Source organism: Nonomuraea turkmeniaca (genome assembly GCF_005889735.1).
GTDB classification, from domain to species: Bacteria; Actinomycetota; Actinomycetes; order Streptosporangiales; family Streptosporangiaceae; genus Nonomuraea; species Nonomuraea turkmeniaca.
Genome location: NZ_VCKY01000087.1, coordinates 1 through 24,968, shown reverse-complemented (window position 1 = coordinate 24,968; position 24,968 = coordinate 1). Strand labels below are relative to the sequence as shown.

Below are 24,968 nucleotides of genomic sequence, written 5' to 3'. Positions count from 1 at the left end.
ACTGACGGGCCCCGCCCCTCTGCCCCGGCCGGTCCGGGTCGCGCCTGCCGGTAGGGCGTTCCGGGAGTTCAGTCCAGGATCATGGGACAACGGAGTGCGGCTCGGATGCTGGTGGCGGGATCGCCGAGGTGGTAAATCCGTTCCGATGGTTCGATGCCGTCCAGGAATTCCTGGTAGCGGGCGGCGTAGGTCAGGTGAGCCAGCGGCTGGGCGAGTGCGAGCGCGCGGGCCGGGGCGCAGCCGGGCACGTGGATGGACCAGGCGTCGATCCAGGCCTGCGCGGCGGCGGGGCGTTTGGCCGGAGGCAAGAAGGCACAAGCTCGTGCCCCATCCAGCGTCGGGTTGCCGAGGTGGCCGTCGGCGAAGTCCACCACGGTCGGCGGGCCGCCGTCGCTGCGCCAGTTGCCGGGGTGGAAGTCGCCGTGCACGATCGTGTCGGGCAGACCGCACTCGGCCAGCAGGGGCCACTGGTCGACCAGATCGTACGCGCTCGCGCGTTCCTCGGCGGTCAGCTCGCGGCCCACCTCGCCGTCGAGCAGCGAGCGGACCTGCTCGGCGACGACGGGCCCACGTCGGTCCGGCAAACCGGGCGGGATCCCACCGGGTGTCTCGGCCAACGCGGCCTGCGCGGCGACCAGGCGGGTGACGGCGCTCGTGATGGTCTCGACGGAGGCATCCCAGCAATCTTCGCCGGACAGGTGCTCCATCAGGACCCGCCCCGGTCCTGATGCGATGACCGTGGGAACCAGGCCAGGGTCCAGGTCCGCGAACGCACCGATGATGGCGGCCTCGTCAGCGGCGAAGGCCGGCGTCGCCTTCAGCCAGACCGGGCCTTGGCGTGTGGGCAGGCGGAACAGCCCGGCCAGGTTCCAGGTCTTGCGCTGCTCGACCGGCCCGGTCGGCGGGCGGCCCGCCGCCGTCAGGATGTCCGATGCCCAGCCGAGCAGATCGTGTACCTCCTCGATCCGCGCCCACGGGGCACGCAGCTTCTCGGGCTGGTCCAACGCCCCTTGCTGGGCGGGGGGCGGGGCCAGCAGCCCTGGCGCGGGCGGCTGGAGCGCCTCGACGTGATAGGTCACATGTCCGTCGCGACCGCCCTCGCCGCCCTCCACACTCAGCAGACGCAACACCAGCACGTCCACTCCGAGCGACTGGCGCGCATGCGCGACGACCGGCTCGACTTCCGACCACCACGGCACGTCCACCGCGAACGGGCCAAGGACGCCAAGACAGTCCTCACCCGATGTCACCCATGCACTGACTGCCCGGCTCATATGGTCAGTCTCACGTGGTTCCGTCGCCTCTCGCCACGGAATATTCCGGTCATGGGCCTTCGGTGAATCCGATCCAAGGATCTTCAGATTTCGCGGAGAATTGCCGCCCCACGTATGGCGCGCACGGCCACATCACAACCGAAAAATATGGTTGTGAATCCACTCGTAACCATGCCGCTTTTTCTTCACCGTGGCAGGAACCCCCCCGATAGGAGGCTCGGATGCGTCTGAAACAAGCTCTCCTGGCCATGACGGCGGCGGCCGGACTGGTCATGGCCATCGCCACTGTCGCTCACGCGGACGTTCCACCGCCCACCGAAGGCTCCCTGCGGAAGTACGACATCACCGCCACGTACGTGTCCGGTGTGTCGGCCGGTGGTTACATGGCCAACCAACTCCACGTCGCCCACTCGAGTGTCTTCCAGGGCGTCGGCATCATGTCCGCCGGACCGTACGGCTGCGCCGACGGTGACGATTCCGCGGCCACCATCGCGCAGAACGCCTGCATGAAGACCAATATGCGCCGCCGGACCCCGGCCGAACTGGAGCAGATGACCCGGGACCGGGCCGCGGCGGGCACCGTCGACCCGGTCGCGAACCTGAGTGGAGACCCGGTGTGGCTGCTGCACGGCTCCAACGACCAGACTGTGCTGCGGGCGGTCAACGACGACCTGGCCACCTACTACCGTGATTTCGGCGCGAACGTCGTCTACAACACCTCCACCGGTGCCGGACACGGTTGGGTCAGCCCGTTCGGCACCGTCTCATGCGCGTCGACCGCCTCACCGTACGTCAACGACTGCGGCACCGACCCGCAGCGGGAGATGCTCGGGCATCTATTCGGCAGCGTGAACGCGCCCGCCACCACCCTCACCGGCAAGCTGATCCAGTTCGGCCAGAACGGCCACGCTCCCGGCGGCAGCGCCGATGGCATCAGCATGGGCAACGTGGGATTCGCCTACGTGCCCCAGAGCTGCGAGTCCGGCCCGTGCAAGCTCATGGTCGCCCTGCACGGTTGCTACCAGTACCACGGCCTGATCGGTGACACGTTCATGGACCAGGCGAACCTCAACGAGTACGCCGACACCAACAACATGATCGTGCTCTATCCGCAGGCCAAGGAGAGCTACTTCCCCATCCTCAACCCTCGCGGCTGCTGGAACTGGTGGGCCTACGGCAGCGACACGCAGTACGCCCAGAAGAACGGCAAGCAGATCACGGCCATCATGAACATGGTCACCGCTCTCGGAGGCGGCCCAGGCGGACCCGGACCGACTCCGACCCCGACCCCGACCCCGGAATGTGTGACCGCGCACAACGTCGCCCACACCATGGCGATGCGTGCCTACGCCGTCTGGGGTCAGACCTACGCCATGGGCTCGGGCCAGCACCTCGGCCCGTGGAGCTCCCTCACCACCAGCTCCATCAAGCAGACCTCGCCTGGCAACTGGGTGAAGTGCTGAACAACCAGGGGTGCCCATTGCCCTGCCCGTGCGTGCCTGCGGGCAGGGCACCATGGCGCTACCTGCCCGGCGGATGATTCACCCTGTTGGGCCGGGCGTAGAAGCCTTTGTCACTGCTCGCCCGGCTGGCGATACTCCGTGATCGCGTTCTGGCCGATCGCCCACAGCGGCTTTCCGCCGGGAAGGGCGGTCATCGCGGTCACCGGGGCGGAAGGCGCGACCCCCGACCACCGACCGCCCGCGCCGGCCAGCAGTCGGTAGCCGTCCGCGCCCTCGGAGACGAACCGCCGGCAAGCTACCCACATCACCCCGCCACTGTCGCGGGCGATCCCGGTCAGCCGCCCGCCTTCGATGGCGACCGCCTGCCAGGCCGTGCCGTTCCACCGGTATGACAGCGGGCGGAACGTACCGTCCGCTGTGTCGTAACCGCCTACGGCCCATACCTCGTCGGTGGTCGAGGCCAGCACCGCCGACAGTCCCGACATGGACGAATCGGGCAGTGACAGCGCGGGCAGGGGCATCCGCTGCCAGGCCCGGCCGTCGAAGTGCGCGACCGCAGGCTCCGACTGCGCGTAGGCGTCGTCCGGCAGCGGGTCCGCCTCGCCGACCGCCCAGATGTCCCGCGGCGACAGCGCGACGGCGGCGTGCGTGACGATGGGGATCGACTGGCTGGTCCAGCGTCGTCCGTCGAAGTGCCGCGCCCACCTGTCACCGAACGTCCACGCCTGCCCTCCGCTCAGCGCGATCACCTCGGACGGGCCTGCGGGATCCTCTTCGGAGGTGCTCGCCGGATGGGGAGTGAACGACCAGCGCCGCCCGTCGAAGTGCAGCAGCCCGGACTCTCCCCCCTCCGTGTCCTCGGCGATGACCCATACGTTGCCCGGGTCCGAGGCGTCCACTTTGGTGAGCGTGACGTGTCGGGCCGCCTTCGGCAGCTCCTTCGTCACCCGTCGCCAGTGCTCCCCATCCCACCGGACCAGCAGCGCCTCGTGGCCATCGGTGCCGAAGGGACGCTCACCGACCGCCCACGCGTCAGCCTCGCCCGTGGCCGCGATGTCCAGGAATCGGGCGTCGTGGTCCAGTCCCTTCTGCCGGTAGACCACCCGCCAGCGCCCCTTGGGACGCGCCGCGCCCGGGGTGTGGCTCGTCCCCGCAGACGGGAGGTCAGCAGGGCTGGGCCTGGATGAGACGCGATCACCCGGGCTGGGCTCGCCGCCGGTCGCCGAGACGACCGAACATCCGGCCGAAGCCACCACCATCGCCAGGGTGGCGGCTGCCAGTCGCGGGCCCACTCTGTCTCCCTTCGACGCGTGCCGCACGGTCGCGGTCCCGGATGTCTCCCCGCTCGCCGGGGCGGCGACACAACGGTAGCCCCGCCCGCCCGCTGGATGAACATCAGTGCGGTAGTTCGTTCCGCGAATTTGTTGGTCTGGGCCAGTGAGTGAGCATGTTGACGGGCGCCGGATCACATGTGCTGAGCCTGAGGATGAGTTGCGATTCGTGGTGCGAACTAATATGGTTCGTGACACGAACTCGACCCTTTTCGTGTGGGAGCGTGAATGATGAGTCGTACAGTCGTGGTCATCGGCGGAGGTTACGGTGGTTCTACGGTCGCCAAGGCGCTGGACCTGGAGGCCGACGTCGTCCTCATCGACCCCCGTGAGGCGTTCGTCAACTCGGCCGGCTCGCTGCGGGCGCTGACCCAGCCCGGCTGGGCGCACAACATGTTCTTCCCCTATGACCAGTGGCTCAGGCGCGGCACGGTGGTGCGCGATCGCGCGGTCTCGGTGGACCCAGGCGGCGTCACTCTGGCCTCAGGCCGGCGGATCGAGGCCGACTACCTGGTTCTGGCCACCGGCTCCAGCTACGCCTACCCCGCCAAGCCCGCCTCTGACGCCACAGACGAGGTCCTGGACGACCTGCTCCGGACCCACAAGGAACTGGCTGGCTCTGAGCGGGTGCTGATCCTCGGCGCCGGGCCGGTCGGCCTGGAACTGGCCGGGGAGATCAAGGAGGTCTGGCCGCACAAGCGCGTGACCATCGTCGACCCGGCCGAGCAGCTGCTGGCCGCCTTCCCCGCGGAGATGCGCGAGGAGCTGCGCCGCCAGCTCGATGAGCTGGATATCCACCTGCGGCTGGGCGCCGGCCTGACCGCACCCCCGGCGACCGAACCCGGCCAGGCGGCCACGTTCACCGTCACCACGACCGGTGGGGAGGAGATCATCGCCGACATCTGGTTCCGCGCGCACGGCGTACGCGTCAACAGCGACTACCTCGCCGACGGTCAGCTGACGACTCGTACGCCGCAGGGGCAGGTTCCCGTCACCGAAACCCTCAACGTCCACGGGCACGACGCCGTTCATGAGCACGTCTACGCCATCGGCGACATCACGGATGTCGCCGAGGCGAAGATGGCCGGGTACGCGATGCAGCACGCAGAGGTGGTGGCCCAGAACATCATGGCCCACCTGCGCGGCGAGCAGCCGGAGGCCACCTACCAGCCGTTGCCCCACCCCATGATCCTTCTTCCGCTCGGCCCGCGTGGCGGTGTCGGCCAGCTGCCCACCCCCGACGGCCCGGCCGTCGTCCCGGCCGAGACGGTCTCGGCGTACAAGGGGGCCGACCTGTTCACGGGGCGCTTCACCGAGCAGTTCGGCGCCGCCTGACATGGACTACTCGGGCTGGGCGGCAGCGGCGCTTCAGTGTCCCGGCTCGTCCTGGGCACCATGAACTCCGGGACGGAAACGTCCGAAACAAGACAGCCGCACGATCACGAACCGTGCGCACGAGGCAATTGCAGGGAAAGGCAGAACATTGTCCGGACATAACATCGTCTTCGGTTTTGGCGCACATTCCGGCATTGACCACATAGCCGAGCTGTTGCGCATGGCCCAGCAGGCCGACCTGGACGGGCTTGACCTCTTCACCTTGTCAGACCATCCCTACATCGGCGGGCGCGTGGACGCCTACGCCGCGCTCGGCTTCATCCTCGGACGTACGCAGCACATCGCCGGCTTCGCCAACGTCACCAACCTGCCGACCCGGCCCGCTCCCATGCTGGCCAGGACCGTGACGTCGCTGTCCGCGCTGTCGGGCGGCCGGATCGTGCTCGGCATGGGCGCGGGCGGGTTGTGGGATCGGATCGCCGACATGGGCGTGCCGCGGCTGACGCCCGGCGACGCCGTGGACGCCTTCGAGGAGGCGATCGTCCTGGTCAAGCTGCTGTCGGGCGGCGGCCCGCCGGTCACCTACCAGGGCAACCACTACCAGGTGCACCAGATCGAGCCCGCTCCCGTCGCCGCGCCGCCCGTGTGGACCGGATCGGTCGGCCCGAAATCCCTGGCCGTCACCGGCCGCGTGGCCGACGGCTGGATCCCCGGCCACGCCGCCGACTGGCTCAGCGAACGTTACCGGGCATCCCGGCCCATCATCGACGAAGCGGCGGCGTCCGTCGGCCGCGATCCGAGCGAGATCCGCACGATCTTCAACTTTCCCGGACGCATCACCGACCGGCCGCTGCCCGCCACGCGCGACCGCGACGGCCGCTGGCTCGGCGGCTCCGTCGGCCAGTGGGTCGAGGAGCTGACCGGAGCCGTGCTGGAGCACGGCGCGTCGGGCTTCACGCTCTTCTCCGCCGGCCACGGCGCCCCAGACCTCACCGTCCTGGCCCGCTGGGCCCAGGAGATCGTCCCGTCCGTCCGCGAGGCGATCGCGAAGTAGCGGCCACCGGCCGCACGCTGCTCCCGGGTTCACCGTTCCAGAGGGCTACCGGCCGCTCGGGTGCACGATCGGCACCGGCGCCGGCTGCAGGACCGGAGGTCGTGGGCAGGGCAGAAGCGTGGACATCCGGATGCCTCTTGACTGGGGTCTTGACAACCTTGCCGGGAGCCATAGCATTCGCGTCAGAAACGGTAACGCGATCCCATGGTCATCGCCCCGTCGGGATGTTCGTCAGATCCTCAGGCTCGCCGGGGCATACGTCGGCACGGAAATGTTAGCGCGAACATTGATCTTCGTGGACCGCTTCCGTGTTCCTCCGTCTCCGGTCGTCGACCCGTCTCCGATCTGCCTCGTAGAAGGGTGCCCGTTGTGTCCCTCCGCCGAAGGATCGTCGCGCACCGCCGCCCGACCGCGCATCCCAGCTCTCCAACGGAGGATCAGCATGACCATCGGGTTATGTGCGCAACTCGTGAGCCTGTTCCGGGCGATCGCGGCCACCGTCCTGCTCGCTGGTGCTGTCGTCGTCCATGCCGTGCCGCCGGCACACGCCGCTCCGGTGACCATCACCAACGGCACCCAGTTCCGTGACACCAGCGGGAATGTGCTGCATGCCCATGGCGGCGGCGTGCTGAAGTCGGGCGACCACTACTACTGGTTCGGCGAGCACCGCCATCCTGACAACACCTTCCGCGCGGTCTCGGTCTACCGGTCCACGGACCTACTGAACTGGGAGTTCCGCAGGAACGTGCTCACCCAGTCGTCACATGCCGAGCTCAACGTCGCCAACATCGAGCGACCGAAGGTCATCTACAACAGCTCCACCGGCAGATACGTCATGTGGATGCACAAGGAGAACGGATCGAACTACAGCGAGGCGCGCGCCGCCGTCGCCTCTTCGGCGACCGTGGACGGTGACTACACCTACCACGGCAGCTTCCGCCCGCTGGGGCAGCACATGTCGAGGGACATCACGCTCTACAACGACAACGGCACGGCTTACATGATCTCGGCAGCGGATGAGAACTACGACCTGCACATCTACCGGCTCACGCCGGACTACCTGAACGTCAGCTCGTTGGTGGGCAACTTCTGGAATGACGCCCACCGCGAAGCCCCGGCCATGTTCAAACGGGACAACGTCTATTTCCTGTTGACGTCGGGAGCTACGGGCTGGAATCCGAACCAGGCGCGATACGCCACCGCGTCGAGCATCTCCGGCCCATGGACCGGGTGGACCAACGTCGGCGACGGCACGACGTTCAGCTCCCAGCCGGCGTACGTGCTGCCGATCCAGGGCTCGTCGACCACTGGTTACCTGTACATGGGGGACCGCTGGGCCGGTGCCTGGGGTGGGCCGGTGAACGATTCCCAGTACGTCTGGTTACCGATCACGTTCCCCTCCACCACCAGCATGAGCCTCACCTGGTACCCCCAGATCACCATCGACGCCGCCACCGGCGTCATCACGGGCACTGGCTCCACTCCCTACTACCGGATCACCGCCCGCCACAGCGGCAGGGTGATGGATGTCGTCAGCGCCTCGACCGCGAACAACGCCGAAGTGAAGCAGTATCCGTGGAACGGCGGCGGCAACCAGAAGTGGCGGTTCGAGGACGCCGGTGGCGGCTACTACCGGCTGGTGAGCCAGAACAGCGGTAAGTGCCTGGACGTGGCAGGTGCTTCCACGGCCGATGGGGCGAACATCATCCAGTACACCTGTGGCGGCGGTGCCAACCAGCAGTGGCAGTGGGCGGCCACGGGCAGCTACTTCCAGCTCAGGGCCCGTCACAGCGGCAAGTGCCTGGACGTCGCCGGCGCATCCACGGCCGACGGCGCCGACATCCAGCAGTACACCTGCGGCAACGGCACCCACCAGCAGTGGTCCCGCACACAGTCCTGAACCGGTCCCGGGTGTGTCCGGGGCGTCGTCAGGCTCCCGGTCCGTGCAGCTCGGAGTGACACCTGCGCACTACGTCGAGTCAGTCCGTGTCGACGCAGCGGTCCGGCAACTCGTCCACACCGGCAACGGGCTCAAGACCATCGAACTCGGTCGGTCTCGGCTCGGTCGAGACGCTCCACTGGGTGTTCAGGCACCGCTTCGGCGTCACTCCGGCGGCTATCGGCAGCGTTTCGCCACGCCCGCGCATCCATCCGCTCGATGGACGGGCGCGGCCCACTGCTGCCCTTTGGCACCAACCCCCCCGCTCCCGACCGGACACACTCGCTCGGTCACCGATCTCGTCGCGACCTGGCTTCGTGCTGCGGCGCCGGGGGTGGCCTTTGGGTCCGGGGGCTGTTGACGCAATCGTTCGGTTGCCATAATGTAGCAACTGGAAGGTTGCTACTTGTGAGAGGTTGTCATGGGTTTCCCTGATCGCGTCGAGCGGATCGTGGAGCTCGCTCACCCACCGGACAAGGTGTGGGCGGCGCTCACCACCGCCGAGGGGCTGGGCGCCTGGTTCGGTGACGAGGCGGCGATCGACCTGCGCCCGGGAGGGGCGGCCCGGATGAGCTGGGCCGGCGGGGCCAAGGTCGACATGCGCGTGGAACGGGTGGAGGAGCCGACGGTGTTCGGGTTCACCTGGCAGATCCAGGAGCTGCCTGAGGGCGATCCGCGCCGTACCTATGTCGAGTTCACGCTCGAACCGGCCGGTGCGGGCACGCGGTTGCGGGTGGTCGAGACCGGTTTCGCCCAGTTGCCAGATGATGTCTACGGCGAGGCGTACGACGGCCACGTCCAGGGGTGGGCACGCGAGCTCGGCGAACTGGCCGGCTACCTCGATGGCGGCTGATATCGAGGCGATCGCCGAGCAGGTCTTCATCGCCCTGGCCGACCCGAGCCGGCGCGCCATACTGGCCGCGCTGGCCTCAGAGGGCCCGGCCACGGCCACGGACCTGGCGGGCCGTCTGCCGATCACGCGGCAGGCGATCGCCAAACACCTGGCGCTGCTGGCCGAGGCCGGCCTGGTGACGGCCGAGCCGGGGGAGCGGCGCCGGGTGCGCTACCGGCTGCGTTCCGCGCCGATGCAAGTGGCGCAGCAGTTCCTGGCCGCGCTGGCCCGCGACTGGGACGGCCCGTTGGAGGCGTTGATGGATCACCTCGATCGGGATGCTCAGGGGGACTAGCTCGTGGTGGACGACAACTTCGGGTACGAGCCGGGGACAACGCCGTCAGTGCGAGAGCACGGATCTGAACGGGAAGGTGAACATCACCATGAAGACACCCTCGATCGTCACGCAGCAAGAGTGGGAGGCAGCACGCCAGCAGCTGCTCGTCGAAGAAAAGGAGCTGACCCGCGCCCGGGACGCGCTGGCCGCGAAGCGCCGGCGGATGCCGTGGATGGCGGTGGAGAAAGACTACGAGTTCGACGGACCCGCGGGTAAGGCGAGCCTGCTGGACCTGTTCGAGGGCCGCCGTCAGCTGATCGTCTACCGCGCCTTCTTCGATCCCGGCGTGGAAGGCTGGCCCGACCACGCGTGCGTCGGCTGCTCCATGGTGGCCGATCATGTCGGCCACCTCGCCCATCTGAACGCCCGCGACACCACGCTCGCCTTCGTCTCGCGTGCGCCCCAGCCGGAGATCGCGCGGGTGAAGGCGCGGATGGGCTGGACCATGCCCTGGTACACCCTGACCGACGAGTTCGACGCCGACTTCGGTGTGGACCAGTGGCACGGCACCAACGCGTTCATTCGCGACGGCGACAGGGTGTTCCGCACGTACTTCATCAACAACCGTGGCGACGAGGCTCTCGGGAGCACCTGGAGCTACCTAGACATGACGGCGCTCGGACGGCAGGAGGAGTGGGAGGACTCACCCGAGGGCTATCCCCAGACCCCGCCGTACGAGTGGTGGAACTGGCACGACGAGTACGGTGCGGTCGACTCGGCGCAGAAGTAGCCGGCCGAACTCGCCAAGTGGTCGCCGCCGCGCGGTCGTCCGGCGCCAGGGCATGGTTGTGCCGCGTCCTGAAGCCGGACTTTGCGACTGGGCGCGCGACAGGCTTGCCCCTTCGCCCATGGGTGCCCAGACTGAGCGGTAACCGTTCCCGGGAAGAGGCGAGATCAGCGGTGAAGGCATGGATCCTGCTCGTCGTCGGCGTGTTGTTCGCCCTGATGGGGGCGGTGTGGACGTTGCAAGGGCTGGGTGTTCTCGGCGGTAGCGCGATGAGCGGCGTCACCACCTGGGCGATCATCGGCCCGGTCGTGATCGTCATCGCTCTGGTCGTCGCCGTCATCGGCGCCCGGGGATTGGCCAAGAGGCGGCCCCGCGACTGACCCGCTGACCCGTCTGTCAGCGGCGGCATCGAGCGTCAGCGCGACCTCGCCGGCCCGAGTTCGTCACCGGTGGCGCGGACCGTCAAAGGTCCGGAAAGCTCTCGCCGCGCCGGGAAAATCCTCGGCGCCACCATTAAAGGCCGTGTCATGTAGCGAGAACGCATCTCCCGTCTCTCACGGCGGTGCGACCCTGAGCCGGCGCTCCTCCGTGTCATGACGATCACCTTGACACCTGGTTGACGCAGGAGTTCTCTGGGAAATGTGGCGTAGGTCACCATGGGGGGATTTCCATGGCAACTTATGAATATCGCTGCGTTGATTGCGGACGATTCGAGGTGCGCCTGCCCATAGGCACTGCCGCGACGGCAAGCGAATGTCCTGTGTGCCACGGCCCGGCGCCGCGCGTCTTCTCCTCGCCGTACCTGAACAGGGTGCCGGCTGCGGTGGCTGCCGCGCGCGTCCGCGCAGAGCAGAGTCAGGACCTGCCCGAGGTCGTCACGAGCGTGCCTCCCAAGCGGGGCCGGCAGTCGCTCCACCCTGCGCTGTCGCGCCTGCCCAGGCCGTGACGGCGCTCTCGCCGCGGGGTGGACCGGGCCGGCGTCGCCGATCGGGAACCAATCATCACAAGCTCGCGGAGGTGAGTCACTGATGGGAGCTGTCGGACTCCTCTACGTCGGCGCCGTGCTCTTCCTGAACGGAATGATGTTGCTGAAGAAGGTCGAGCCACGGGCGGCCGGCATCTTCAACCTCTTCGTCGGGGCCCTGCAGGTCATCACGCCCACCGTGCTGATCATCTCGAACCAGACCCGGCCGGCCGAGATTCTGGGCGCATCGGGGATCTATCTGTTCGGGTTCACCTATCTCTACATCGGGATCAACCTGCTGGGCAATTTCGACTCGACGGGAGTCGGCTACTTCTCTCTGTTCGTGGCCATCATGGCGCTCGGCTACTCGTACGCGAACTTCCAAATCCTGGGCGATCCGGCGTTCGGCGTCATCTGGCTCTACTGGGCCTTCCTGTGGTTCCTCTTCTTCGTGCTGCTGGGTCTGAAGCGCGAGGAGATCACCAGGTACACGGGCTGGGTCACGGCGATCCAGGGGTGGATCACCGCCGCGATTCCCGCGTTCCTGATCCTCACCGGCTATTGGCGGAACCCCGGTCTCTTCGCCGTCATCCTCGCCGTCTTCGGCGTGGTCGTCTTCGCCGGCCTGTGGCCGCTCACGCGGGAGCGGGAACACGTCGCGGCGACGCCGAGCCCAAGTGAAAAGGCGATGGGCGCGGGTGATCGACGGCATCGCCCCCGCTGGACCTGACAAGAGCACCGCAGACGGTCAAAGAGGAGGTGGTGCAACGCATCGAGGCCCGAGGCGCACCATCAGAGAAAGGCATTCATGATGCCAAACGTCATATTCAGCGTCGATCAATCGAAATCCATGCGCGACCAGAAAATACCGGGGCACAACCGCTGGCACCCCGACGTTCCTGTGGCGGAAATGGTACGTCCGGGAGACGAGTTCCGGGTCGAATGCAGAGAATGGACCGACGCACAGATCGGCAACAACGACTCCGCGAACGACGTACGGGACGTCGACCTGAGCGCGACCCACATGCTGAGCGGGCCGATCGGCGTCGACGGAGCCGAACCAGGAGATCTTCTGGTCGTCGACATCCTCGACCTCGGCCCCGTGCCGCAGCAGGTCGGGGAGGCGCCAGGCCAGGGGTGGGGTTACACCGGCGTGTTCGCCAAGGCGAACGGCGGTGGCTTCCTGACCGACTACTTCCCTGACGCTTACAAGGCGATCTGGGACTTCCACGGCATGATCGCCACATCGCGCCATCTGCCAGGTGTGCGGTACACCGGCATCACCCACCCGGGGCTGTTCGGCACCGCGCCGTCCGCGGACCTGCTCGCGGCCTGGAATCGGCGGGAGCAGGCGCTCATCGACACCGACCCGGAGCGGGTGCCGCCGCTCGGCCTTCCACCGCAGGCCCAGAGCGCCCTCGGTGGCACGGCAAGCGGCGAGGTAATGGAGCGGATCGCCAACGAGGGCGCCCGCACCGTTCCGGCTCGGGAGAACGGCGGCAACCACGACATCAAGAACTTCACCCGCGGGGCCCGGGTCTTCTACCCGGTGCACGTGAAGGACGCGAAGTTCTCCGGAGGTGATCTGCACTTCAGTCAGGGCGACGGCGAGATCACGTTCTGCGGCGCGATCGAGATGGGCGGCTACATCGACTTCCACGTCGACCTCATCAAGGGCGGCATGGAGAAGTACGGCATCACCACCAACCCGGTCTTCATGCCGGGCAACGTGGAGCCGCGGTACTCCGAGTTCCTGTCGTTCATCGGGATCTCGGTCGATCACGACACCGGCACGAACTACTATCTCGACGCGACGGTGGCCTACCGCAGGGCCTGCCTCAACGCGATCGAGTACCTCAAGAGGTGGGGCTACAGCGGCGAGCAGGCGTACCTGCTGCTCGGCTCGGCCCCGATCGAGGGGCGCGTCAGTGGGATCGTCGACATCCCGAACGCTTGCTGCTCGCTCTACCTGCCCACGGCGATCTTCGACTTCGACGTCCGTCCGAACGCGGAGGGGCCGGTCAGGAAGGACCGCGGGCAGTGCGCCGTGACGCGTTGACCACCATGTGACCGCCACAGCATGAGGCCCTGCCTGGAAGGAGGCCGAGGCAGGGCCTTTCACGTGGCGGCGCCCCAACCTCTGGCAAAATTTTCGCCAAGTGCCCGTGCTCCTGACCTGCCACTGAACTGATTGACCCACGCGCCTCGTCGACCGCGACAAGCGGCCCTGACCAGTGGCTCAGCGTCCCGTCCCCAATGAGCGCCGTCGCTCTGTCAACCGCCGGACGCGACCCGCCGTGTGCAAGAAGCGGCAAATATCCGCTTATCCTCGCTTTAGCGACAAATGGGGACAAACCTCCACGAGTAGAGGCGGCAATGAACAACGACGCCGTGTGGGTCCGAAGCGTGACAGGCCTGCAAATGCACCACACCACCGACCTCCAGGACGCCAGCCGATTCCTGGGCAACGCGATGATGGCGCTGCGTGCTGCTCACGTACGCACCGGCGACGACCGATACTCCGCTCTCGCGACCCAGCTCACGACCATGGCGGCGGAGGCCCGGCTGCTCGAGACCCAGGCCCGGGCACGCATGCACGGACTGCACTCGGAGGATCCCGAGCAGTTCGTCCGCTGTCGCGAGGGCGAGGAGCCGTGGCCTGACGAGATCCAGGCGGGCTTCATTCCGCGCCACACCTGCCGGGACCAATGCCTGTACCACGACCACAACGTCCTCGACGCCATCATGCAGTGCACCTGTGGACAGCCCCCGTGCCGGGCCTGCGCCATCGGCGGCACCCCCTGACACCGTCTTCCGGTGACCTGGCGAGCCGGCCCGGACCGGCTCTGTCGCCTCACTTGCGCGAGTTGCGGATGGTCAGGCGGCCGTAGGCGAGCTCTCCGGTGATCTGGACGTGCAGCCCGCCTGGACGCCGGCGGCCCGCTGGCTTGAAGATCACGCTGCCCCATCCGGTTCGCACCCCGTCGGCGTTCGCGCTCGCGCCCGCGGGCAGGATGATCACGCCCCCGCCGTACGTGAGCCACAGCTCGATGTCGATCCGCGGATGCCGGATGAGGGCCTGGGACAGGTCGAGCCGCACTCTGCCGTACTCGGAGTCGATGCGCAGGCGGCGCGGGACGTCCCAGTCGCCCGTTCGCACGACGCGCCCGCCGGTGGACCCGAGCCGGACCACCTCGGCCGGCGGCAGGTCGCCCACGATCGGTTCCAGCTCCTGGGCGGAGGTGGCGGTGAGCGCCAGTTCGAGTCGTTGCTCCAGCTCGGCCGGGTTGAGCCGGCCGTCCGCGTACGCCTGCTGGACCAGCTCCACCGCGCTGTCACGATCCCGGTCGGTGAGGTGTGCCGCAGCGTGGTTCATCGACTGACGGCTCTCTTGTACAGCCGCGTGGCCAGCGGCACGAACACGACCAGCAGCACGACCGACCACGCGAAGGACACCGGCACCGCGTGCTGCAGCGGCCAGGCGGTGGGCGCGGGCATGGCCGGGCTGACGTTCCCGAACAGCTCGCGCGCGGCCTGGACGAGCGTGGAGACCGGATTCCATTCGGCGATCGGCTTCAGCGGTCCGGGCAGGCGCGCGCTGTCGACGAAAGCGTTGGACAGGAAGGTCAGGGGGAACGACAGGATGGTGGCCACGTTGTTGAAGGCCTCGGGCGTGCGCAGGGCCAGCGCGACCGTCGCCGTCACCCAGGAGAAGGCGTAGGCGAACACCATCAGCATCAGGAACCCCAGGGCGGCCTCGAACGGCGAGGTGTGGATGCGCCAGCCGACGACCAGCCCGACGAGCGCCATCGTGGTCATGCTGGTCAGGTTCATGATCACGTCACTGACGGTCTGGCCGGTCAGCACCGCCGAGGGGGACATCGGCAATGTGCGGAACCGGTCGAAGATGCCCTTCTGCAGGTCCTGCGTCAGCGTGTAGCCGGTGATCTGCCCGCTCGTGACGATCGTCATGACGAAGATCCCGGGGAGCAGGTATTCCCCGTACGACATGCCGGGCAGGTTGATCATGCTGCCGAAGATGTAGGTGAACAGCAGCACGAACACGATCGGCAGCATGACCACGCCGCCCAGCAGATCGGGGGCCCGCCGGATCTTCAAGGCGTTGCGCTTGGCAATCGTCATGCCGTCGGCGACAGCCAATTGCAGGGTGTTCATCGGACGGTCTCCTTGGTCTTCTCGTCGGCCTGGTGTCCCGTGAGGGTCAGGAACACGTCGTCCAGGGTGGGCCGGCGCAGACCGGCATCGCGTACGGTGATCCGCTCGGCGGCCAGGTGGCCGAGCGCCTTGGTCAGTGCGGCGGCGCCGCCGGCGACCGGGATCGTCACCTGCAAAGTGGTGGCATCGCTCTGCAGGTCCCCTACGGCCAGCGGCGCCAGCGTCCGCGTGGCGGTCTCCAGGTCCGCCGCGCTCGTCACCGACAGCTCGATCCGGTCGCCGCCGACCTGGTCCTTGAGCTCGTCGGCGGTGCCGAGCGCGATCACGTGTCCGTGGTCGACCACCGCGATGCGGTCGGCGAGCCGGTCGGCCTCCTCCATGTACTGGGTGGTGAGCAGCACCGTCGTGCCCTCCGCGACGAGCTCAGAGATGACGTCCCACAAGCTCGCTCGGGCTCGCGGGTCCAGGCCGGTGGTGGGCTCGTCGAGGAACAGCACGGGCGGGTTGGCGACCAGCGCGCCGGCCAGGTCGAGCCGTCGCCGCATGCCTCCCGAGTAGCCCTGCACCGGGCGGTCGGCCGCCTCCGTCAGGTCGAAGCGCTCCAGCAGCTCGCGGGCGCGCTGCCGGCTGCGCTTGACGCCCAGGTGGTAGAGGCGGCCGACCATTTCCAGGTTCTCGGCGCCGGTGAGGTGGTCGTCGACGGCGGCGTACTGGCCGGATGCGCCGATGTGGCCACGCAGCCGGCCGGCGTCGCGGACGACGTCGAACCCGGCCACGGTGGCCCGGCCGGCGTCCGGTTTCAGCAGTGTGGTCAGGATGCGCACGGTGGTGGTCTTGCCGGCGCCGTTCGGGCCGAGCAGTCCGAACACTGTGCCGGCGGGGACCGACAGGTCCATACCGTCGAGGGCGACCACGTCGCCGTACCTCTTGGCCAGACCCTCGGCCACGATCGCGTCAGGCATGAACTCTCCTTGGTTTGTCAGGAACGGTGGATGGCGATGTCGCCGTAGGCGGTGTGCGCCCGTACCTCGACGACCTCGTCGGACTGGCCGGGGCCGTCGCTGGAGTGCAGAGCGACGTCCACGGTGCCGTACTTCGAGCTCACGTCCAGCCAGGCGGCGGTGCCCTGGCGGATGCCGAGATCCAGCCCGCCGCCAGTCGTCTCCATGACGACCGAGCCGGACACCACCTCGTCGATCCGCACGCTGCCGTAGGCGGTCTTGACGGCCACGCCGGCCAGGGCGCGGTCGACGGTGATGTCGCCGTGGGCGGTGTTCAGCCGCAGGTCGCCGGTGACCTCGCCGAGGCGGAGGTCTCCATGGGAGTTCTTGACCACCGCTGTGCCGTCGATCTCGCCGATGCGGATGTCGCCGTGGGTCGTGGTGACCTCGGCGTGTCCGGACGAGCGGGTGACCGAGATGTCGCCGTAGGTGGTCTTCAGCCGCAGCCGGCCGGCCTGTTCCACCCGGATGTCGCCGTACGAGGTGGTGAATGCCACCTCGCCGAGCGGCCCCCTGCCGCGCAAACTCGCCCCAGCCTTGGCGTCCAGGTGGGAGCCGGCCGGCAGGTCGATCGTCACATGGACCGAGCCGCTCCGGCCTAGCAGTGAACGCGCCCAGTCCGCGGGCGACGCCACGAGCTTGTCGAGCGAGAGGCCCCAGCCGGACGTCGAAGCGGCCCAGTCCTTGTCCGCCCACACCCGGAGCCTGCCGTCGGCATACTCGATCTGGGTGTGCAGAGCGGCCTGCACGTCGGCGTCGTCGAACTCGTCGCTCGGGCGCACCTCGACGACGGTGTCGGCGCGGTCGCTCGCGTTGATGTGGATGGTGGCGGTCGCCATGTCGACGATGACGACGATGGGGTCTGGGGTGTCGAAGGTCGGCATTGTGGTCCCCTCGTCGTGGATTGGCGTGGTCATCAGCGCACCCAGCCGCTGTAGCGCTTGCCGGTCTGCTGGGCCGCGCCCCTGCCGGAGCGGCGGCCCGACTCGCCGGAGTCGAGCGCGGCCGAGACGGCGCGGACCAGCCAGGCGTTGACCGACAACCCGTCTCGGGCGGCGGCCTCCTCGATGCGCGGCTTGAGGTGCTCGGGGACCCGGAGGGAGATCCGGGACGTACCGCCCTCATCGCTGTCCGGCGGTGGCGCGGGCGGCGGGCTGGACGATCTCCCTCGTTCGCCCTCTTCTTCGAAAGACCCGCCGACCAGCGGTGGCGTCACGACGAAACCGGGGTCGCGGCCGCGCAAGCGCACCTCGACCGAGCCCGGTGCGAGGTCGTGGGTGATTTCGTCCGCAGCAGCGGACAGAGCCTCCAGCAGCGCGAGGCGGGTGGCCGACTCGAGCGTCGCGGCGAGCCGCTCGCCCACCGCGCGAGCTTCCTCGCCGCCCGCGGCGGCGGCAACCGCGAGTTCGCGGCGAAGGTGATCGACGTACGGCGCAAGGTCCATGACGCCACTATGACATCATGGTGACGTCATATCAACCCGGTGAACAGAACAGAGTGACGTCATGGAGGCGTCACGCTGTTTGAGGCTGACGTCCTTCGGGATGCGCCCCGCAACGAGGTCCGCTCTGCCGGGCCTGTGGCATGCCCTTGAGGGTGGTCGCGGAACTCTCAGGCCACCTTTGCCGATGGCGCCGCCGCCGCGCACGGCGCCATCACCGTGCTGATGTCGTATCGGTTCGCCACCGTGCGCATGGCCGACTCGTATCCGAGCGGGACCCCGATTCATCGGCGATCTTTGATCTATCGGGTGGTGAGTGATAAAACGGTGATAGGTGCGATTCCAAGGTGCGGCGGTGACAGCCCGCCGGTTCCGTCGGCTTCGGCGGGACGACTCGGTGCGATTCCGGGCCACGCGGTGATACCCCGCCACCTCTCGGGCCTGTTGGGGCCCCTGATTCTCCGTGCGGTGAGGCTGGTCCTCCTGCTGTAGAGAGGTGGTGTCGCATGTTCACCGGCAATGTCCAGGAAATCGGCACGGTGGTGGCCGTCGACGAGGCGCGCATCGCGGTCAACGCTCCCAAGGCCGCCGGGGGCGCGCCGGGTTCGATCTGCCTGAACGGCGTTGGCCTGACCGTCCTCAAGGCCGCGCACGAGGCGGAGGTGCTGGAAGCCGGGCTTTCGGCCGACACCCGGCGCAGATCGACCCTCGACCGGGTCCGGCCGGGCACCCGGGTCAACGTGGAGACTCCTCTGACACTGGGTGACCCGCTCACCGGCCACCTGGTACAGGGCAACGTGGACGCCGTGGGCAAGATCGTGCGCATCGATGACGAGGGAGCCGCGCAGCGCTTGTGGATCAAACCGCCCGAGCGTTTCCTCCCGCTGATCGTCGCGAAGGGTCAGATCGCGGTCGACGGCGTGAGCCTGACCGTCGCGGAGGTGTCCCGCGACCGGTTCTCGGTGGCGCTGATCCCGCTGACTCTCCAGGCCACCACGCTGTCGGAGCTGTCTGCCGGCGATCGGGTGAACCTGGAACCCGACCTGGTCGTCCGCCTGGTACGGCGCCGGCTGCCCGACCTGGCGCAGGCGGTGACCGACGTGGTGGCGGCACTTCCGTGGGCCGGAAGGCTCTCCGGCGGGCGCGGCGTGCAGCGGGCACTCGCGCAGGTCGCCGCTGGAGGAGCCGTGGTGATCTGGGATCCGGACCGGGAAGGCGAAGGTGACGTGGTGTTCGCGGGTGCGCGTCTGCGCCCGGAGGCGTTCACCTTCCTGCTCACCCAGGTATGCGGCCATTCGACCGTGCCGTGCGCTCCGGAGGTGCTGGGCCGGCTGGAGATCGACCCCGTCCCCGGTCCCGGAGACCGGCACGGCACCCGCCCGCACATCCCCGTTGATCTGGCCACCGGGACCGGCACCGGAGTGTCGGCCGCCGAACGCGCCGCGACCGTGCGCCGCCTGGCACACCCGGACGCCAGGCCGGCCGACTTCCTGCGGCCAGGACACGTCTTCCCGCTCGCCGCGCGCCCTGGAGGGCTCTCCGAACGCGCCGGTCACACCGAGGCCACCGTCGCCCTGTGTGTGGCGGCCGGGTTGCCGCCCGTCGGAGTGTGCTGCGAGGTCATGAACCCCGATGGGACCATGGCGCAGGCCGCCGACCTGGAGATCGCCGCCCTGCGCTGGGGGCTGCCCCTGCTGGATGTGGCCGATCTCAGAAAGCACCTGTGACCACAGCGGGCCGTGTCCCTTTGTGGTGACCCCCGCTTCTTCGGGGGTACCTCCAGCTCAGGCACTCCAGCACGGGGATCGACGACCTCATCGAGATCCCGGCCCGCCATCGGAGGCCCCCTCCGTGGCGGGCGCCTCGGTGGTCGGCCTGGTTCGGGCCGCCCAGCCGCGAACGTGAGCCGATGCGATGATCACCCGTGGTGCGGAGAGGCGCTTGTCGAGCTGTCCGCGCGCAGAGAGTCGATGGCGGCCAGACTCCCACCGGCCAGGTCCACCCCGACTGCCTGCAACATCACCACGAGTGCGCCGTCCGCGAGGCCCCGCGCCAAGTCGTCCGATCCCGCGTCCGTCAGCCGCGCGGTCTCTTCCAGAATCCCCGAGATGACGGAGCGGCAGCGCGCCGCCACCGCCTCGTCCCTGCGTGCCGTGGCGCACGCCTGCAACCACAGGCCGGTGATGACCCCACCGGCGAGCAGCTCACGGAAGCCGGCACGCATCGCGGGCCACGGGTCGGCGGGAGACGTCGCCGCGGCCCGCCGGAAGAGCTCACGTATCTGACGTTCCATCTCGTCGAGGCAGGCCAGGAAGAACGCATGCTTGCTGCCGAACAGCCGGAACACGTACGGCTGCGACACCCCGATCTCGTTCGCGACCTGCTGGATCGACGATGTCGTCAGCCCGTGGTCGGCGAAGACACGCATGCCGGCCGCGATGGCCTCCGCGCGTCGTTGTTCCGCGGTACTGCGCCTCGTTTCCATGCCCCAAGCATCACATAGTAACTACTTACTAACAAGAGTGGCGCCGGTCGCACGATGTTGCTGGCCCGGCACCTCCGGGATTTCCGTACCCACAGGGTCAGGCCTTCGCCGGATTGAGCACGTCCGAGATCGCATAGAGCTTCCAGCCGTCGGCCGTCCGCTTGAACGCGTAGAAGCCCGAGACCGTCTCGATCAGCGAGCCGTCCTTGCGGATGCGGTCCCCTCGGTAGAGCACCACATGCGCCTTGACCGGCGACAGCGCGACAACCTCGAACCGGGAGTTCACGGTCGTGTGCCAAGCTTTGGTCCGCTTCAGGTCGGCCGGATCGATCGGGAAGGCATCGTACATCCGGACCTCGGCCTCGCCGATGTGCGCCAGCGGATAGGCCACCACTGCGTCGATGCCGGGGAGGTCGCCCTCGATGAAGGCCTGCAGATACCGCTCGTAGGTGGCGTGCACCTCCGCCGTCGCGTCATCGGCGCCGGTCGTTCTTCGCCGCGCGTACACCTCTATCTCGATCTTCATGCGCGGATCGGCGAGTCCGCAGACCATCATGGTGGCAGCCGGTTGGACCGACGCGAAATGCCGGCGCAGCACCGGCCAGCACGGCTCGAAGTCATCGCGGTCGGGCAACAGGTAGCGCACCCGCACCACGTCGGCGAGCGAACTGCCGGCCTGTGCCAACGCCGCCTCGATGTTGCGGACACATTGCTCGGCCTGCTCGACCACGTCGGCCGAGATGGTCATGGTCGCGTAGTCGAACCCGGTTGTGCCCGACACGTGCACCCAGTCGTCGTCGACGACAGCATGTGCGTAGCCGATCGCCGGCTCGAACGGGGAGCCGCTCACGATTGCCCGTCGTCCAGCCATGCGAAGAACGTACACCGCGAACAGCTCCCAGTCCTCGGCTCCGGAGACGCGAGGGCCCCGCGACTCAGCACTTCGCCGGCCCCTTCGCGGCGAGCGCGGCATTGGCGGTTCGCGGCCGTCGAGCTGGGGCGGCGGGGAGACGCGCGGCTCATCCTGTTCGAGCCGGACGAGCACCTCGACGGCCAGATCGTGCTGCTGGGCAACCGGCTGGTGTCCGTCGCGCCGGATTCCTGCGCGCGCCAGGCGTGAGCGGCAGGGCGATGCCCAGGACGCTGGACGCGTCCTCCAAAAGGGCTGTAAACGCGTTTACAGCCGATTACAGCGTGAGGGATCCGCCGTATCCCCGAGCAGCCGAAACTCCATTGAATCTCCAGGGCTTTCCTGGCCGACGGAAGCTCGGAGGTCCTCGCCATGCGCAACGCAGTACGGGGCGCTCTGGTTGCTCCTTGCTCTCTGACGGGGAGGGATCCTCCTCCCACCGAGCCTGCGCGGCACTCCTGCCACAGACGGCGTTCCAACGCCTTGAGGATTTCTACAGACTTCATGACCATGCTTCCCCCAAAGCCGTCAAGAAGGGGGAGCGCCTTGAGAGGATCCCTTGTCCGCCTGATCGCGAGCTCTGTCACCTTAGCCGTGCCGGCGGCCGCCATGGTGGCGCTGACCGCCACACCGGCCATCGCGGCGACGCGGAGCGGCATCGTGGCTATCGCGGAAAGAGAGCTGGCGGACGGCCAGCGCAACGTCGAGCGGCCCGCCGGCAGCAACTGCAACTACTACACCGGTGTCTTCCGGACGTGGAAGGAGTCGAGCGGATGTGGGTCCGGGGATGGTGTCCAGTTCCGGAACAGCGACTGGTGCGCCGACTTCTCCAAGTACGTATGGCGGGCGGCAGGCGTCACCTACGCGGACATCCCTGAAACGAGCGACGGTGTCCTGACGGGATGGGCCAGCTCCTTCAAGGACTACGGGACCACGTACGGCACCTGGCACACCAGGGCGGCCAGCGGCTACACCCCGCTGCCCGGTGACGCCGTGGTCTTCGACTGGGACCAGAGCGGCGACATCGACCATGTCGGCATCGTCACGTCGGCCAACTCGAGCACGATCACCACCATCGAGGGCAACAGCGGCAACGAGACCAGGGCGAAGAGCTACTCCCGCGGGGACGTCGACATCGTGGGCTACAGCGCCCCGGTCGGGATCACACCTGAGGTTCCTGCCGAGCCGGAGGATGCGACGGGTGAGGCGGTCGACTTCGATGGGGATGGCCGGCCGGATCTGGTGGGGACGTTGGCGGATGGCACGTTGCGTGCCTATCTGGGGACGGGGTCGCCGGGTGTGCCGGGGGTGGCCGGCAGGGGTGTGGACATCGGTAGTGGCTGGACCGGTATCACGCGTATCTCGGTGGCTGACGTCGACAACGACGGCAGGTCGGATCTGGTCGGGCGTAGGTCGGACGGGGAGTTGTATGCGTTTTTGAACGCCAGCAGCGTGGGTGCCGTCAACGTCAACAATCGGGTGCTGATCGGTACGGGCTGGAATGTCATCAGCCGCGTCAACATCGCCGACATCGACAACGACGGCAAGGTCGATGTGATCGGCCGGCACAACGACGGCACCTTGTACACCTACCTGAACAAGGGCGTCGCGGGTGCGCCGAACATCGCCACCAAGGTCACGATCGGCACCGGCTGGAACGCCATCACCCACGTCAACATCGCTGACCTCGACAATGACGGCAAGGTCGATGTGATCGGGCGGCACAGCGACGGCACCTTGTACGCCTACCTGAACAAGGGCGTCGCGGGTGCGCCGAACATCGCCACCAAGGTCACGATCGGTACGGGCTGGGACCGGATGAGCCTGATCAGCGTCGCCGACCTCGACAACGACGGCAAGACCGACGTGACGGCCCGCGCCTCCGACGGCACCTTGTACGCCTACCTCAACAAGGGCACCGCCGGTGCGCCGAACATCGCCACCAAGGTGCTGATCGGCACCGGCTGGAACGCCATCAACCGGTTCACCGTCGCCGACCTCGACAACGACGGCAAGACCGATGTGATCGGCCGGCACACCGACGGCAGCCTGTACGCCTACCTGAACAAGGGCACCCCCGGCGCCCCGAACATCGCCACCAAGGTCACGATCGGCACCGGCTGGAACGCCATCACCCGCCTGGCCGTCGCCAACTGACCCACCTCGCTCGTTTCCTTCCGGCCCCTCCAGGCGAGGGGCCGGAAACCGTCGTTCAAGGCCGCCCATCCTTGCGGCCCTGAGATCTATGTCACTCTTTCAGGTATTGTAAGTAAGTACTTAATACCTTGATGATGCAGCCATGGGAGCCATACGGGTACACCACCTCAACTGTGGAACCATGCACCCCGCCAGCCGACGCCTGACCAACGGAACCGGTGGGCTGTTCACGGCGGCGACCCTCGTCTGCCACTGCCTGCTCGTTGAGACCGGCCAGAGCCTGGTTCTGATCGACACCGGATTCGGCACGCGTGATGCCGAGGACCCGGTCGGCTCCCTGGGCCGGCGGTTCCTCCGGTTGACCCGACCCGAGCTCGACCCCCGCGAGAGTGCGGTGCGTCAGGTGATCCGGCTCGGTTATCAGCCGACCGACGTGCGGCATATCGTGCTCACCCACCTCGACCCCGATCACACCGGCGGGATCAGCGACTTTCCGTGGGCGACGGTGCACCTGCATGCCCGCGATGGTTCGGCTTCGCGGCGGTACGCGGGCTCACCGGCCTGCCTCCGGAGATCTTGCCGATTCCCCTCGCCGGGCACAGCCGTGGGCACTCCGGTGTGGCTGTGGACACGGGCCTAACGTGATCCGGCTGCGCGAGCTTCGCACCTCGTACCACTCTCGGGTTGAGGTGTTCTGCGCCCACGACCCCGTAGAGCTAGCACGTTACGACCACAACCCCACGGAGGACCTGTCGTGCCGATGATCGAACTCACCACCACCAAGGGCGCGTTGGACGATGCCGCCAAGCAGCGGCTTGCCGCCGAGCTGTCGACGCTCGCACTCGAACTGGAGGCCGCGCCGCTCGCCCGCTTCGGAGACGTCGCGCACATGCAGGCGCTGGCCTGGTGCTTCGTCAACGAGCAGGACGTGTTCGTCGGCGGTGAGCGCCATCCGAAACCGATCTATCGCGTGACCATCACGATCCCCGAAGGCGCACCCGGCGTGTTCGGGCCGCTGGCGGAGCGGGGCCGCGACAAGCTCGTCAAGCGCGTCACCGCGGCGGTTCTGGCCGCGGAGGGCACCGAGAGCATCATGATCGAGGCGCACCGCGTCTGGGTTCTTCTACGCCAGATCACCAACGGCCACTGGGGAGCGTTCGGCGAGGTCGTCACGTTGCCCGAGCTCGCGGCCTACGGGCTGATCAGTGACCAGCCGGGGAGCAAGACGGACCGCATGCGCCAGGCGGCGATGGACTCCATTGGCGCCGTCAGCTCGACATAAGCATGATGGCCGCGGGTCCAGGCAAGTGATCTACGAGCGTAAGGGTAATGGAGAATGGGATTGTCGACGACATTCACGAAGTTGTTCGGCGTGCGGCACCCGATTGCGCTGGCGCCGATGGGCGGGTCGGCTGGTGGTGCGCTGGCGGCGGCTGTCTCTCGCGGCGGCGGGCTGGGGTTGCTCTGTCTCTATACACATCT

The 24,968-nt window shown here is 68.0% G+C and carries 26 protein-coding genes; 17 read left to right on the top strand and 9 right to left on the bottom strand.

From position 1 onward, the window contains the following. Positions 1-68: 68 nt before the first annotated feature. Positions 69-1,250 carry an aminoglycoside phosphotransferase family protein gene (locus ETD86_RS24780; protein ID WP_138668553.1) on the bottom strand — a complete coding sequence of 394 codons (1,182 nt, stop codon included), beginning with the start codon at positions 1,248-1,250 and terminating at the stop codon, positions 69-71. Positions 1,251-1,495: 245 nt separating this feature from the next. Between ETD86_RS24780 and ETD86_RS24775 the strand changes: the two genes are divergently transcribed. Continuing rightward, positions 1,496-2,737: an extracellular catalytic domain type 2 short-chain-length polyhydroxyalkanoate depolymerase gene (locus ETD86_RS24775; protein WP_138668552.1), complete on the top strand. Its 1,242-nt coding sequence runs from the start codon at positions 1,496-1,498 to the stop codon at positions 2,735-2,737. A 110-nt stretch (positions 2,738-2,847) separates the two neighbouring features. Here the strand turns inward: ETD86_RS24775 and ETD86_RS24770 are convergent, their stop codons facing one another. Further along, a complete protein-coding gene (locus ETD86_RS24770; protein WP_138668551.1) occupies positions 2,848-4,029 on the bottom strand; it encodes a hypothetical protein in 1,182 nt (393 codons plus the stop codon). Between the two features lie 267 nt (positions 4,030-4,296). Here ETD86_RS24770 and ETD86_RS24765 point away from each other — a divergent pair, with 267 nt between their 5' ends. The 11 genes from ETD86_RS24765 to ETD86_RS24715 all read left to right on the top strand — a co-directional run bounded on the left by ETD86_RS24765 (position 4,297) and on the right by ETD86_RS24715 (position 14,121). Beyond that, positions 4,297-5,403 carry an NAD(P)/FAD-dependent oxidoreductase gene (locus tag ETD86_RS24765; protein WP_246148122.1) on the top strand — a complete coding sequence of 369 codons (1,107 nt, stop codon included), beginning with the start codon at positions 4,297-4,299 and terminating at the stop codon, positions 5,401-5,403. Positions 5,404-5,551: 148 nt separating this feature from the next. Next, positions 5,552-6,457 (top strand): LLM class flavin-dependent oxidoreductase, encoded by a 906-nt coding sequence (locus ETD86_RS24760; protein WP_138668550.1) that lies wholly within the window; start codon positions 5,552-5,554, stop codon positions 6,455-6,457. Positions 6,458-6,899: 442 nt separating this feature from the next. Then, positions 6,900-8,357: an RICIN domain-containing protein gene (locus ETD86_RS24755; protein ID WP_138668549.1), complete on the top strand. Its 1,458-nt coding sequence runs from the start codon at positions 6,900-6,902 to the stop codon at positions 8,355-8,357. 460 nt (positions 8,358-8,817) lie between these two features. Then, positions 8,818-9,249, top strand: a complete 432-nt coding sequence (locus tag ETD86_RS24750; RefSeq protein ID WP_138668548.1) for an SRPBCC domain-containing protein — start codon at positions 8,818-8,820, stop codon at positions 9,247-9,249. Next, positions 9,239-9,583, top strand: coding sequence for an ArsR/SmtB family transcription factor (locus tag ETD86_RS24745; protein WP_138668547.1), 345 nt, complete (start codon positions 9,239-9,241; stop codon positions 9,581-9,583). Before ETD86_RS24750 ends, ETD86_RS24745 begins: the two co-directional genes overlap by 11 nt. Before the next feature lie 88 nt (positions 9,584-9,671). Then, complete coding sequence (locus ETD86_RS24740) at positions 9,672-10,355, top strand: DUF899 domain-containing protein (RefSeq protein ID WP_170223250.1); 684 nt, start codon at positions 9,672-9,674, stop codon at positions 10,353-10,355. 170 nt (positions 10,356-10,525) lie between these two features. After that, positions 10,526-10,732 carry a hypothetical protein gene (locus tag ETD86_RS24735; RefSeq protein WP_138668545.1) on the top strand — a complete coding sequence of 69 codons (207 nt, stop codon included), beginning with the start codon at positions 10,526-10,528 and terminating at the stop codon, positions 10,730-10,732. 290 nt (positions 10,733-11,022) lie between these two features. Next, the gene (locus tag ETD86_RS60155; protein WP_138668544.1) at positions 11,023-11,298 is read left to right on the top strand and encodes an FmdB family zinc ribbon protein; all 276 of its coding nucleotides are present in this window, start codon (positions 11,023-11,025) and stop codon (positions 11,296-11,298) included. An 82-nt stretch (positions 11,299-11,380) separates the two neighbouring features. Then, positions 11,381-12,046 carry an AmiS/UreI family transporter gene (locus ETD86_RS24725; RefSeq protein ID WP_138668543.1) on the top strand — a complete coding sequence of 222 codons (666 nt, stop codon included), beginning with the start codon at positions 11,381-11,383 and terminating at the stop codon, positions 12,044-12,046. An 81-nt stretch (positions 12,047-12,127) separates the two neighbouring features. Then, entirely contained in the window at positions 12,128-13,375 is a 1,248-nt protein-coding gene (gene fmdA / locus ETD86_RS24720; RefSeq protein WP_138668566.1) for a formamidase, read from the top strand. 347 nt (positions 13,376-13,722) lie between these two features. Further along, positions 13,723-14,121 (top strand): hypothetical protein, encoded by a 399-nt coding sequence (locus ETD86_RS24715; protein WP_211370279.1) that lies wholly within the window; start codon positions 13,723-13,725, stop codon positions 14,119-14,121. A 49-nt stretch (positions 14,122-14,170) separates the two neighbouring features. Here the strand turns inward: ETD86_RS24715 and ETD86_RS24710 are convergent, their stop codons facing one another. From ETD86_RS24710 to ETD86_RS24690, 5 genes are read right to left on the bottom strand one after another with little or no spacing between them, the layout of a single operon-like run. Beyond that, positions 14,171-14,692 (bottom strand): DUF1707 SHOCT-like domain-containing protein, encoded by a 522-nt coding sequence (locus ETD86_RS24710; protein ID WP_138668541.1) that lies wholly within the window; start codon positions 14,690-14,692, stop codon positions 14,171-14,173. Further along, on the bottom strand, positions 14,689-15,492 hold the full coding sequence (locus ETD86_RS24705; protein ID WP_138668540.1) for an ABC transporter permease: 804 nt from the start codon (positions 15,490-15,492) through the stop codon (positions 14,689-14,691). Before ETD86_RS24705 ends, ETD86_RS24710 begins: the two co-directional genes overlap by 4 nt. Then, complete coding sequence (locus ETD86_RS24700; RefSeq protein ID WP_138668539.1) at positions 15,489-16,454, bottom strand: ATP-binding cassette domain-containing protein; 966 nt, start codon at positions 16,452-16,454, stop codon at positions 15,489-15,491. Before ETD86_RS24700 ends, ETD86_RS24705 begins: the two co-directional genes overlap by 4 nt. Positions 16,455-16,471: 17 nt before the next feature. Then, the gene (locus ETD86_RS24695) at positions 16,472-17,410 is read right to left on the bottom strand and encodes a DUF4097 family beta strand repeat-containing protein (RefSeq protein ID WP_246148120.1); all 939 of its coding nucleotides are present in this window, start codon (positions 17,408-17,410) and stop codon (positions 16,472-16,474) included. Continuing rightward, the gene (locus ETD86_RS24690; RefSeq protein WP_138668538.1) at positions 17,410-17,937 is read right to left on the bottom strand and encodes a toxin-antitoxin system HicB family antitoxin; all 528 of its coding nucleotides are present in this window, start codon (positions 17,935-17,937) and stop codon (positions 17,410-17,412) included. The genes ETD86_RS24695 and ETD86_RS24690 overlap by 1 nt, the downstream gene beginning before the upstream one ends. Positions 17,938-18,440: 503 nt before the next feature. On the opposite strand from ETD86_RS24690, the gene ETD86_RS24685 reads away from it, so the two are divergent. Beyond that, positions 18,441-19,661 (top strand): riboflavin synthase, encoded by a 1,221-nt coding sequence (locus ETD86_RS24685; protein WP_138668537.1) that lies wholly within the window; start codon positions 18,441-18,443, stop codon positions 19,659-19,661. A 191-nt stretch (positions 19,662-19,852) separates the two neighbouring features. Here ETD86_RS24685 and ETD86_RS24680 read toward each other — a convergent pair whose 3' ends face one another. Together ETD86_RS24680 and ETD86_RS57175 are read right to left on the bottom strand one after the other, a co-directional pair. Then, complete coding sequence (locus ETD86_RS24680; RefSeq protein ID WP_138668536.1) at positions 19,853-20,419, bottom strand: TetR/AcrR family transcriptional regulator; 567 nt, start codon at positions 20,417-20,419, stop codon at positions 19,853-19,855. A gap of 97 nt (positions 20,420-20,516) precedes the next feature. Continuing rightward, on the bottom strand, positions 20,517-21,269 hold the full coding sequence (locus ETD86_RS57175; protein WP_246148119.1) for a RidA family protein: 753 nt from the start codon (positions 21,267-21,269) through the stop codon (positions 20,517-20,519). A gap of 606 nt (positions 21,270-21,875) precedes the next feature. Between ETD86_RS57175 and ETD86_RS24670 the strand changes: the two genes are divergently transcribed. The 4 genes from ETD86_RS24670 to ETD86_RS60150 form a co-directional block, all read left to right on the top strand. Next, the gene (locus ETD86_RS24670; RefSeq protein WP_170223249.1) at positions 21,876-23,486 is read left to right on the top strand and encodes an FG-GAP-like repeat-containing protein; all 1,611 of its coding nucleotides are present in this window, start codon (positions 21,876-21,878) and stop codon (positions 23,484-23,486) included. A 142-nt stretch (positions 23,487-23,628) separates the two neighbouring features. Further along, positions 23,629-24,126 carry an MBL fold metallo-hydrolase gene (locus ETD86_RS24665; protein ID WP_342779303.1) on the top strand — a complete coding sequence of 166 codons (498 nt, stop codon included), beginning with the start codon at positions 23,629-23,631 and terminating at the stop codon, positions 24,124-24,126. 120 nt (positions 24,127-24,246) lie between these two features. Then, a complete protein-coding gene (locus ETD86_RS24660; protein ID WP_138668534.1) occupies positions 24,247-24,768 on the top strand; it encodes a hypothetical protein in 522 nt (173 codons plus the stop codon). Positions 24,769-24,822: 54 nt separating this feature from the next. Beyond that, a partial coding sequence (locus ETD86_RS60150; RefSeq protein WP_211370281.1) for a nitronate monooxygenase occupies positions 24,823-24,968 on the top strand: 146 nt, incomplete at its 3' end.